Origin of the sequence: Sphaerochaeta sp. UBA5836 (assembly GCF_002432845.1) — a bacterium.
Classification (GTDB): domain Bacteria; phylum Spirochaetota; class Spirochaetia; order Sphaerochaetales; family Sphaerochaetaceae; genus Sphaerochaeta.
Genome location: NZ_DJGW01000083.1, coordinates 364 through 11,888 on the forward strand (window position 1 = coordinate 364; position 11,525 = coordinate 11,888).

General features: G+C 52.4%; 9 protein-coding genes. 7 read left to right on the forward strand and 2 right to left on the reverse strand.

The window, feature by feature from the left end; all coding sequences use genetic code 11:
- Positions 1-633 (forward strand): putative sulfate exporter family transporter (locus tag B3F49_RS07030; RefSeq protein ID WP_293910046.1); only part of this gene is annotated, 633 nt, incomplete at its 5' end.
- Between the two features lie 77 nt (positions 634-710).
- On the forward strand, positions 711-2,060 hold the full coding sequence (larA, locus tag B3F49_RS07035; RefSeq protein WP_293910048.1) for a nickel-dependent lactate racemase: 1,350 nt from the start codon (positions 711-713) through the stop codon (positions 2,058-2,060).
- A gap of 52 nt (positions 2,061-2,112) precedes the next feature.
- Here the strand turns inward: larA and pdxA are convergent, their stop codons facing one another.
- Both pdxA and B3F49_RS07045 read right to left on the reverse strand, forming a co-directional pair.
- Positions 2,113-3,081 carry a 4-hydroxythreonine-4-phosphate dehydrogenase PdxA gene (gene pdxA, locus B3F49_RS07040; protein ID WP_293910050.1) on the reverse strand — a complete coding sequence of 323 codons (969 nt, stop codon included), beginning with the start codon at positions 3,079-3,081 and terminating at the stop codon, positions 2,113-2,115.
- A 9-nt stretch (positions 3,082-3,090) separates the two neighbouring features.
- Complete coding sequence (locus tag B3F49_RS07045) at positions 3,091-4,302, reverse strand: four-carbon acid sugar kinase family protein (RefSeq protein WP_293910052.1); 1,212 nt, start codon at positions 4,300-4,302, stop codon at positions 3,091-3,093.
- Positions 4,303-4,412: 110 nt separating this feature from the next.
- Here B3F49_RS07045 and B3F49_RS07050 point away from each other — a divergent pair, with 110 nt between their 5' ends.
- The 5 genes from B3F49_RS07050 to mutL form a co-directional block, all read left to right on the forward strand.
- Complete coding sequence (locus tag B3F49_RS07050) at positions 4,413-5,672, forward strand: HD domain-containing protein (RefSeq protein ID WP_293910054.1); 1,260 nt, start codon at positions 4,413-4,415, stop codon at positions 5,670-5,672.
- Between the two features lie 4 nt (positions 5,673-5,676).
- The gene (locus B3F49_RS07055) at positions 5,677-6,426 is read left to right on the forward strand and encodes a tRNA lysidine(34) synthetase (protein WP_293910056.1); all 750 of its coding nucleotides are present in this window, start codon (positions 5,677-5,679) and stop codon (positions 6,424-6,426) included.
- Between the two features lie 104 nt (positions 6,427-6,530).
- A complete protein-coding gene (locus tag B3F49_RS07060) occupies positions 6,531-7,925 on the forward strand; it encodes a hypothetical protein (protein WP_293910058.1) in 1,395 nt (464 codons plus the stop codon).
- A 20-nt stretch (positions 7,926-7,945) separates the two neighbouring features.
- Positions 7,946-10,432, forward strand: a complete 2,487-nt coding sequence (locus B3F49_RS07065; protein WP_293910060.1) for a hypothetical protein — start codon at positions 7,946-7,948, stop codon at positions 10,430-10,432.
- A 38-nt stretch (positions 10,433-10,470) separates the two neighbouring features.
- Positions 10,471-11,525, forward strand: a 1,055-nt coding sequence (gene mutL / locus B3F49_RS07070) for a DNA mismatch repair endonuclease MutL (RefSeq protein WP_293910062.1), incomplete at its 3' end; no start/stop codon positions are given.

Here is an 11,525-nt window from a genome sequence, read left to right on the forward strand (position 1 = left end):
AAGTACGGTGATGAATCCGACGTCGGTGCCATTGCAGTCATCTCATCGAACGACGGGCCGTTCTTTGAAATGATGTTCATGGGAATCGCCGGTGTTGCAACCATCCCTATCATGAGCTTGGTAGCCGTCATCGTTCCCATTCTTGTCGGTATGGTCCTGGGCAACCTGGATGATAAGTTCCGCGACTTCCTCAAGCCCGGTATGTTCATCGCCATTTTCACCTTCTCATTCCCCCTCGGTGCAGGTTTGAGTTTCCAGACAATCATCCAAGCGGGTATTCCCGGTATCATTCTGGGTGTCATGACCCTGATTGTCACCGGTGTCCCTTCCTACTTCATCTACAAGTGGTTGGTACCCAAGAAAATGCGAAGAACTTCTGCAGTTGGTGCCGGCGTCGGGACAACCGCAGGAAACGCCATTGCAACTCCTGCTGCTATTGCAGCCGTCGATCCTTCCTGGTTGCCGTTTGCTGAGAAAGCCACTGTACAGGTAGCCGCATCCATCATTGTTACTGCAATCTTGGTGCCGTTCTTGGTGGACTTCTTCTACCGCTGGGAACTGAAACGAGGGTTGGTCAATGAGCATGCCATCACGGCAAGCGTTGCGGTTGACGCAACAGGCCAACAGCTTTAATCTAGAAGCACTCGTTTGTATACAATCGATCAGAAAGACGAGCAATTGCTCGTCTTTCTCAGTCTCAGGAGGACTTTATGCGTGTACACAATCCTATAGATCCCGCAAACAAGGATCTACTGCTTCCCGATGCAACGGTATGCTACGGGATGTCTGCCCCCCCTGCCCTCTCCGAGCCCGAGGCTGCCATTGTGCAAGCACTCAACGAACCTATTCAGAGCAAGCCGCTTTCAGTAATTGCCAAGGAGAAGCTTGGCAAAAAGAAGGATGCTACGGCTGTCATTGTCATCTCGGACAATACCAGACCGGTTCCGTACAAGGGAAAGGGCAACATCCTCGTTCCCATTCTCACCACCTTGCTCGAGACAGGGTACAAGAGTCGGAATATCACCGTGTTGATCGCCACCGGCACCCATCGTCCGATGACCGCCGAGGAAATCGATCGCATCATCGATCCGTGGGTGTTTGAGAAAGGCATCGCAGTGGTCAATCATGACTGCAAGGATGAGTCAATTCTTACCTACCTTGGCAAAACCGAACGCGGCAGCGTGGTGAAGATCAACAACATCTATGTGCAAGCCGACCTGAAGATCCTCACCGGTTTGGTGGAAAGCCACTTCATGGCAGGAGTCAGTGGAGGACGCAAGTCGGTCTGTCCCGGCCTGATCAGTGAACACGGGACCTTCCTCTTCCATGGGGCGGACCTCATGGGCCATCCAGACTCCCGCGATCTCAATCTGGAAGGGAACCCGGTGCATGAAGAGTCGCTGGCCTTCGCCAAAATGGCAGGAGTCGATTTCATTGTCAATGTCACCCTTGACCACAAGTTTGCCATCACGGGGGTGTACGCAGGCGATCTGGAGGCTGCGCATCTGGCCGCCTTCGAGATGGTGAAAGGCTATGCCAAGGTTCCCATCGCCGAAGAAGCAGACATTGTCATCACCCACGGCGGCTTTGTCGGCATCAACCACTACCAGAGCGCCAAAGCCGCCTTTGCCTCAATCGGTGCATTGAAGAAGAACGGGTATTTGATCAGCATCGCAAACTTCACCGACAAGAAGGACATCATTGGTTCAATCACGTACAAAACCGTTCTGGCAATCTTGTCACTCTGCGGCACTGAGGCTTTGATCAAGGTGCTGCACAGCAAGGATTGGCCCTTCATCCCCGACCAGTGGCAGGTTCAGAAGTGGGCATCGGTCTTTGAGAAGATTCCCTTGGACCACTACTACTACTTTGCACCCCAGCTTACGAAAGCCGATGGACCGGGGCTTCCCGGCATCAATGCTGCGACTCTGACCGACAGCAAGGAGTACAGCGAGGTAGTCAAAACCGTGCTGGACCTGATCAAAAAGCGCGAAGGCGGACGACCTTTGAAGATTGTCTGGCTCAGCGATGGCCCGTATTCCATCCCCTATGTACAATAGGTGTGGAGTGTTTCAAGACAGGGAGAGGCTTTTTCTCCCTGTTTTTTTGCACCTAGAGTTTCATTCCTATCGAGATTGCTTCAAGCAGGCTTTTTTCGCTGGCGATGAGCTTGCCGGCAATATCAAAAGCCGTGCCATGATCGACCGAGGTGCGGATGACATCCAAGCCCACGGTGATATTCACAGCGCTGTCGAATGCAAGCATCTTCAACGGGATATGTCCCTGGTCGTGATACATAGCCACCACCACATCGTAGGAGCCATTCATCGTTTTGAGAAACACGGTATCGGGGGGGATGGGTCCATCGACTGCAAGGCCTTCGGCTTTTGCCACTTCAACTGCCGGGATGATGTGCTCGATTTCCTCACTTCCGAACAGGCCGTTCTCCCCTGCATGGGGATTCAACCCCGCAACGGCGATCCGGGGCCTTGCATACCCGGCCTTCCTGAGGGTCTCGTCAGCAAGATGGATGACAGTCAGTACACGCTCCTTGGTGCAGGCATCGCATGCCTGTCGAAGGGAAACATGGGTGGAGACATGGATGGCTTTCAGCTTCTCACTCCAGAGCAGCATGGCATAGGAAGTCCCATGCGCGTAGGCTCCGAAAATTTCGGTATGGCCGGCGAACTTATGCCCTGCCAGGTGCAGGGCCTCCTTGTTCAAGGGAGCGGTGACCACCGATGAGATATCCCCTCGCAAGGCAAATTCTATCGATGCCAAGACGCTCTGGAAAGCCAGTTCTCCACCAAGCACCGTTACCTTGCCGATTTCGATGTCCTCGGCTTTGACTTCCGGCATGGGGTCGAAGAGGTTGATCATCCCCTCCTTCCAATCGCCGATGGTTGTGATGGCGTTGAATGCAAACCCAAAGCCGAGGGCCTTGTTGTAGTGTTCGAGGATGGCGCGGCTTCCAAAGAGAAGCGCCTGCTGCTGATAGGCGGTCGATGCATGCAGTGCCTTCAAGGTGATTTCCGGTCCGATCCCGCAAGGATCTCCGACTGTTATTCCAAATCGTTTCATAGTATGCTCCTATAGTTCCCGCAATACCCGAAGTGCGTATGCAATTGCATCTTCGCCTCCGAACGCCCCGGCTTTGGTGACAAGCCTGAGCGAATCATACTTCGTACCTACCACTTCCAGCAGGGGAAGGCCCAACAAGACCTCTTCACGAATCTCAACCTCGCTGATTTGAAGCAGCTCGAGGATGCCGAAGGCGGTATCGCCTCCGGTAAGGAACAAGCCGCCTATCTGATGTGTTTCCATCACTTCCTTTGCAATGGAGCTCAGAGCCAGTCGAACTGCAATCCCAATCTGGCTTTCCGTAAGGCCCAAGCGCGCACCTGTCTCCAAGGAAGCTTCATACTCTGCATGCTCCAAAACAGAGGAGGCGACCAGCAGGACGTCCTTGTTCTGCGAGAGCAGAAGACGAATCCGTTCGGCATAACTGTGAAGGCCTTTTTTCTCCAACAGGTCGCACACGGAGACACTGACGGTACAGATACCCTTTTTCCGGGCATACAGCACCTGCTTGCGGCTCACCTCGCTCAAGCTGGCGACCAAGCCCAACACTGGTTTTGTAGGGTGTTGTTGGTTGACCAAAGCCTCGGCAAGGCCGGCGCTCCCAACAAAGAGCACTCTCTTGTTCAAAGAGAGCGCCCATGCGGCAATGAGATTCAGATCCTCATTGCTGGTGGAGTCACACACCACCACTCCATCGCGCAACATCGGCCAGGAACGGGACCGGATGGTATCCAGACCAAGATGCACCACCCGATGGAACGAGCCAAACAGCGTACACAGGTTATCCTCGGTCACCGGCTTGTGGGGGTCTCTGCCATGCTCGGTCTCTTTCAACCGTTTCTCGTGCACATAGACCACCGAGTCCATGCAAATGCGTCCCATATCGGGAAACGCCGTTGCTACAACGATAATATCGACATGCATGTGCTTTGCCACCTCGCCCACCTCATCGACGATGTTGCCTCGAAGCGTAGAGTCGATTTTCTTCATGATGATGGAAAATGAGGATGGATCCACATCCGAGAGGGCCGCCCTGACAGTCTCTCTTGCTTCCTGCGGACACAGATTCCTCGACTCGGTATCGAGCACCAGCGAATACCGTGCGGGAAGTTCCCGCAGATGTCCTATCTGCACCCTCGTAGGTACACCGCGGCGGACAAGCTGCAGGCCGGTGTCGTTGGCTCCGGTAAAATCATCGGCGATGATCAAATAGGTTTGCATGCACTGCTCCTTTTCATAGCTTGTCATCATTCTAATCCGCCCCGATGAGAGGGCGCCACTCTTTTCTCTATTCACTTTACACAGGAGGAGCACTGTTCTACTATCTATGCATGCAGCGCACCTACACATCGTTACTTTGCAGCCTCTACGGCGAACAACAGTTCAGCATCCGCGATCCGCTGTGGAAGGATATCCATCTGCCACTGTCGTTCAAGCCGATCATCGCCGATGCAGTATTTCAGAAACTGGGAAGGATCAAGCAGCTGGGGCCGACCTTTCACCTCTACCCCGGAGCGGTGCACACCAGGCTCGACCATAGCCTGGGCGTCTACCATATCGGGTTTTCCATTCTTACCAGTCTTTTGAAGCAAGCCAACTCAGGGAATTTGGTTCTCCCCTGCACCGAAGAAGGGATGAAGACCTTTCTGTGTGCATGCCTCCTGCATGACATCGGCCACTTTCCTTTCGCCCACTCCTTGAAGGAACTGCCGCTTACCAGTCATGAGGCAATGGCAAACCGTCTCATCTGCGGCAACGAATCCCTGAGGCAGGCCATCGAGCAAGCCGGAATCCAAAGTGAGAAGGTTGGACTGATCATCGATGAGCAGATCCCCTGTGACGATGAAGAGATCAAGCTGTACCGCACTATCCTCTCAGGCACCCTCGATCCCGATAAGCTTGATTACTTGAACCGTGATGCTTTCTTTTGCGGGGTTCCCTACGGTACCCAGGATGTCTCGTATATCACCGACCAACTGACGGTTGTCGACTCCAAGCTTGCCGTCACCGAGCAAGCCATCGGATCAATTGAACACCTTCTGTTCAGCAAGTACTTGATGTACCGCAATGTGTACTGGCATAAGACCACCCGCAGTGCAACAGCAATGATCAAGAAGGCTGTGCTGCTCTCGCTTGCCGACGGGAGTCTCAGCTTTGATGACCTCTATGGGTTGGATGACCAGCAGTTCTTCATGCTCCCATCACTGAAGAAGTTTCCCAACGCCCCGCTGTTTGCTGCAGTACGGGACAATCGTCTCTACCGTCTCGGCTTTGAGAAAGCGTATGAGGCACAGGGAGTGCTGGAAGCACAAACAGGAGAGCTGGCCGGCCGGACTGCATTCGAATCTGCCCTTGCCTCCAAGCTCGGGGTTTCAGAGTCCCAGGTCATCGTCGATATTCCTGAACCCATCTCTTTTGAATCGGATATCCCCATTCTTGGTGAAGGGGGAACGCTCAAGCGCTTTTGGGATTTCGACCAAATATTTTCCTATGATATTGGTAAGGTCTTTACAAAAAGCCTGAGAAAATTCAGAATCTTCACACCCTCCTGTATTGCACAAAAAGCGATTTTGGAGGCATTGGAGCTCTGACTGCATGGAAAAACTCTCGTATCGCACCCTCATCGATGGAGACATCCCCCCTTGGGTGATGCGTTTCATCAAACACACCGGCAAGGCGATCAATACCTACTCAATGATTCGCGAAAACGAAACAGTGCTCCTTTCAGCCTCTGGAGGAAAAGACAGCCTTGCTTTGGCCCTCGCCCTTTCGATTCGTCGCAGCTGGCTGCCGATCTCCTACGAATTGAAGGCGTTGATGATCAACTGGATCGAGCATCCCATCCCCGATGAATACCGCCGGAAGCTGACTACGTTCTTTACCGATCTCGGCTATGATTTTACCATTGTTGATGAGCACCAATACCCGGCATCCTTCAACGGTGAGTTCAACTGTTACCTCTGCTCGAGAAACCGAAGGAGAGTACTATTCAACTACTGTGAGCAGAACAATATCGAATTGGTTGCCATGGGTCATCACCTCGACGATCTTGTGGAAACCAGCCTGATGAACCTCTGCTTTCGTGCAAGCTTTTCCACCATGCAGCCCGTCCAGCCGTTTTTTCAGGGAAAAATCCACATCATCAGGCCGATGATAGAGATTCACGAAGCTGTCACCCAGCGACTTGCGGATGCATATGACCTGCCGGTGGTAAAGCCTGTGTGCCCCTACGACCAGACCAACATCAGAGCCCGGCTCAAACCCATTGTCAAGGACCTCGGCCGACTCGACAAACTGACCCGCGAGCACATCTATCATGCCCATCAATTTACTGGCAGGCTGTAACTTATGGCTCTCTGGCCTGTTTACATCCATACCTGAAATGTGGGATGATAGCCTTAGGAAGGAGGGGTGACAGATTGCCAAGACGTCTTGGTCTGCTTCTACTGATGATCCTGCTTGCAACCCTCCCTTTGAGTGCTGAAAGCGAGGGTGATTTTGTCATGCCCCCAGAGCAGTCGCAGCAACCTGTCGAACCGGATGCTCAGACCTCTTCATACTCCACCACAGAAGGTTCTTGGCCGATCGCCGGAATTGAGAGTTCGACCGGCTTGCTCGAGGGTATGGCCACCAGCGATGGTTTCTTCGCCCTCTCCTATATGCCGGACTTCAGCATCGGCAAGTTTACCTTCCAGTTCGATGTAAAAATCAAGGGTTCGTATGAAACCGAACCGTTCGGCTTGGCATTGGATTTCTCCGATTGGGAAGCCCCCGCACGAGATGAAGGGGAGAGTCTTGGTGACTATACGATCGATGTGTTCAAGCACTACAGCCGGTTCATCCGTACAATCCAGTATGGGGAACGCTATGATTCTCTGTATGTACGGTTCGGCAAACTACTGGGTATCACGCTCGGTGATGGTGCATTGGTCAACGGCTACTTCGACCGCAGCGTATCGGTTCGCAACAGCCGGCCGGGTCTGGAGCTCATGGTTGACGCAATGTTGCTCGGTATCCCGAATGCAGGATTTGAGTTCATCACCAACGACGTATTCAAGCCCACCCTTACAGCCTGGAGAATATTTTCCAGACCCTTGGGAGGGTATCCTGAGTATGAGTCCGTCGCCGCCCTGCAGATAGGTCTCTCCTTCGCCCAAAGCCCCGCGTCGCCTGACGAGCAAGAAGGACAACTGTTGGGACGCAAGCTTGTTGCTTTGGACATCTCCCTGCCTGTCATAACCTGGAACTGGTTCAACGTCGACTTTTTCACCGATTTCATCGCCCAAACCCCCGATCGTGAGGAGAGCCAGCCGGCGTTCGCCTATCGCTATGGGTTGTGGGGACATACCAAAAGCTTTTTCATCTTCAATGCAAGTGTGACGGTTCCGTTTTTTGGCAGGTATTATGCAGAGTACTTCTCCTCCGATTTTGAGAATCGCAGTGCGGAAGATCTTGACGAACTGGTCATAGAGGAGGGTACCACCCGACTGGATGCAATGTTCGGCCTGAACTTTGTCAGGGAAGGTGTATATCTCAGGGCAAAAATGGTAAGCAATTATTCTTACGGCGATTATCACGATTACCGTTTTCTTGCAAATGCACGCATAGACAAGCGCCTATTCAATATTGTTTCCCTAGACTTGAGCTATGAAAAGCTTTATCCTACCACTACAGGAGAACGGTTCCTTGAAGGCTTGCAGACTCTCAAGAATGTCATACTTTCAGCCTCTGCAGTAGTCAAAGTCAAACCGTACTCTTTCGACCTTGGGCTGAGCATCCTCTTCGATGAACAAGCCCATGCAACCTATACGTTAGATACTGCAGTGAGGATATCCATCCTGTAACTTCAGTGTAGGGAGTGTATATGAATCGGTTATGCAAGCATGTTGGTCTGCTTCTCTTGGCCGCCTGCCTCATCGGTAACCTCTATGCTGATGATTCAGTCTTCATAGGTGATGGTGACATCGGCGCCCTGAAGCTCTTTGACAGCCAAGGCAACCGGCTTGACCCGACCAGCGAAAATGCCAGCAAAATCGGAGTGGGCTGGATCATCCAAAACCCGGATACACCCATTCTCATCATCACCCCCCGTGGGACGATCAATGTCTATGAAGACTCCTTGTTGATCACCGGCAACTTGAGCAGCCAAACTTCCGATCTCTATCTCGTATCGGGAAAGGCCACCTTCAATACCAATGCCGCCGAATATGGGGTTCTTACCGTCTCCACCCCTGTATCGCGTCACCGTCTCGAAGGGGATGGGGAGATGCTGGTCATCACCACCGAGGACGAGGAGAGTGTCACTGCTTTTTCCGGCAAAGTATCCTCATACAACGCATTGACAGGCTTCACCAGGACGATTCGTCCATTCGACAAACTATTCATGCAAGAGCAGAGTGCCCGGCCCGAACCCATAGAAATCGGGTATTACCTGACCTATGCAACCTATCCGGATATGATGCTCGCCAAGCAAATAGTCCAAGATCTTTCAAAGCCAATCATTGCACCTACCCCTCTGGCCCCCAAAGCAAAATCCGCTGAATTGGTGATCGACCAGAGGCAGGTGGAGAAAGTCGTGACGGTGCCGCTGGCCGAGCCTGTTACCAGTCTGACTGTGGCCCGACAGGAGCCGTACATTCCCCAAGAGGTGCAGGTGATCTCGGTCGAAGTCAAAAAGATACCGGTACCAGAGAAAGTCAGGACCATTACTTCCAAGATTATCAAAGCCCCCTCTTCCCGAATTATTGTCACGATTCGTCCGATGGTTCCAGAGATACCCTCTGCTGTTCAAGTGACAACCATGGTTGCTGTTCCGCCCATTATCTCTGCAGCAAAGGTGGTATCTGAAAAGGACGAGGCAGCAATCGTCCAGCAGACAAGCGAGACCCAATTGCTCGATGTTTCGATTCCTTTGGATGTGCAACCCGAATTGACGGTAGCAGCCTTGAACGAGCAGCTCGATTTGGCCTTTACCATCCCCATCGAGTCAAAGCAGAGTGAAGAGCTGGAACAAGCCGTTGTTGCTCAAGAAACGGCAAGTGAACCTAGCGTCACCTCCTCTTCGGCTTCCATCAGCACGACCAGCCTCTTCACCTCCTCCGAGGCAAGCCGTCTGCAAGGCTCCTTTGGAATAGTCGCCGACTATCGGTTCCAGTTTGATGAAACCAACTCCGACGCCATGAGCCATCGCTTGACGCTCAAGCCGTTTTATGCCAAAGGACCCTTCAGCATCTCTTTGCAGTCGTATGTGCAGACTCAGGACTTTGCCACCTTTGCCAGTAATACGAATCCCCTGCCGAGCTCAACTCTGGCCCGTATCAGCTATGCTTTCTCATTTCTCGATCAGTTGAGGATCGGCTATAGCACATCCGGCTTCTATCTGACACTCGACCACAATCGAAGCCTCGTCAGTGACATGGCCAGTTTTACCGCAGCCCAATTCGGACAGAGCGACAAGCTGGTTCTGCAAAACCAAATCATAGCCGGCCCCTTCACCTTGATCACAGCTTTTGATGATTTGTATCTAGCCAATCTTCTTGCAAACCGTGCCCAATTCGGTTCATCAATCCTGCATTTCACCCCATCAAGAGGGTATCCCCTTACCATCGCCCTCGGCGGCCTTGCAAAGGTGGAGAATTCTCCCGCTTGGTCGGTTGATCTCTATCCCTTGCTGAGTTTCCGCTTCCCTATCATCAATACCAGAACCACCCGGTTCAGTGCCATTGTACAAGCACATGGATATTTGCCGGTGTATCCCGTCATCGATGCCGACCAGTTTATTGATACGTCGCTTGCTACATTCTTCCCCAATTACTCTTTGGGAGCAGGTTTTTCAGTCAAACGCAACCAGTTTAACGCCAAGATTCTCGCTTCTGTGAACGATGGAAAGAACCATAATCTGCTTGTCAATGACTTTGCCTACACCGGCATCGACACAACCTATGCATCAGCCTTTGACATCCTCGCCGATATTCGGTATGAAGGTGCTAATTTTGAGACAAAGGCGGTATTCAATATCCCGCTCACCAACACGTTTGCCATTGCGAATTTGACTGGGGGCCATAACGCCGATTACAGCCAGCTCTCGTTGGGGATCAAGATCAAGAAGTTTGCGTTCGGACTCGGACTTGCAAACTTCGGCCTTTTTGCGACTCTACAGGACGTCGTAGCCGGATCTTCTCCTGTCACCGATGTTTTCGGTGGCACCTATGCGACCAGTTACCTCTATGCAGGATATGATTTTGGTGTCCTCAACCTCATGGCAAAGGCAGCCTACTCTGCTTCAGCGACCGCGTATACGGTACCGGTTGTGAGTGTTACAGCAAGAATACAGCTGGATAAGGCCTTCTAGCTTTTGCGCTTGTGCATCTTCTGTGATAGAGTCTTGCTATGAAGATACAACTACTCGACCCTTTGGTAGCCCAACGAATTGCTGCCGGTGAGGTTATTGAACGACCAGCCTCGGTAATTCGGGAACTCTTGGACAACGCCCTTGATGCAGGTGGCAAAACCATTCTTGCAAGCGTAACCGAGGGGGGGCTTGAACAGATCATGGTCATCGATGACGGCGAAGGCATAGAGCGGGAGGACCTTCCGCTGCTGTGTGAAAGCCACGCAACCAGCAAGGTGCGCGAACTTGATGATTTGTACCATATCAAGAGCATGGGCTTCCGCGGTGAAGCGTTGTACAGTATAGCAGCAGTATCGAGAATCACCATTGCAAGCAGCTATCAAGGCAGCGACCCGTATCAAATCACCATAGACAATGGAAAAAAGGAAGCAGTGCTTCCTGGTGGTCCTCGTACCGGTACCATGGTGACCGTGCAAGGGCTGTTCAAGGAACTTCCAGCCAGGCGGCAGTTTCTCAAGCGTCCTTCCACGGAGGCCGCCATGGCAAGATCGGTTCTCCTGGAAAAGGCCCTGGCTTTCCCCGACCGCGCCTTTCGCTTCATCAGCGACCAGACTGTCCGGGTCGACCTGGTTCCAACAACGAGAAAACAGCGGGTCTTGGACGTCCTTTCCCTCAATCAGAATATTGTCCCGTCGGAGATGCTGGAGCTGTATGATACAGCAGGCCGCTTCGATTTGTATGCCGTCTGTTCCTCCCCCGCCCTGTCGAGAAGTGATCGATCATACATCAAAATCTATGTGAACAATCGGCCGGTCGAAGAGTACTCCTTGGTGCAGGCGGTCACCTACGGCTATGGTGAGTTGCTTGCAGGAGGGTCGTTTCCCTACTGCTATCTCTTCATCAATGTTGATCCCACCTTGGTCGATTTCAACATCCACCCCACCAAGCGTGAAGTAAAGCTGCGCAACAAGGCGGAGATTCACCACCAGGTGGTGAGCATGATCGCAAGCCAGATCAAGCGAACCATCCCGCGAATGGTGAAACAAGAGTTGGAAGTGGAAGACGCTCCCTTGCTTGCTCCGATTTACCAAGA

Coding starts and splice junctions, on each gene's coding strand:
- larA (WP_293910048.1), top strand. CDS start 711: ATGCGTGTACACAATCCTATAGATCCCGCAAACAAGGATCTACTGCTT.
- pdxA (WP_293910050.1), bottom strand. CDS start 3,081: ATGAAACGATTTGGAATAACAGTCGGAGATCCTTGCGGGATCGGACCG.
- B3F49_RS07045 (WP_293910052.1), bottom strand. CDS start 4,302: ATGCAAACCTATTTGATCATCGCCGATGATTTTACCGGAGCCAACGAC.
- B3F49_RS07050 (WP_293910054.1), top strand. CDS start 4,413: ATGCAGCGCACCTACACATCGTTACTTTGCAGCCTCTACGGCGAACAA.
- B3F49_RS07055 (WP_293910056.1), top strand. CDS start 5,677: ATGGAAAAACTCTCGTATCGCACCCTCATCGATGGAGACATCCCCCCT.
- B3F49_RS07060 (WP_293910058.1), top strand. CDS start 6,531: ATGATCCTGCTTGCAACCCTCCCTTTGAGTGCTGAAAGCGAGGGTGAT.
- B3F49_RS07065 (WP_293910060.1), top strand. CDS start 7,946: ATGAATCGGTTATGCAAGCATGTTGGTCTGCTTCTCTTGGCCGCCTGC.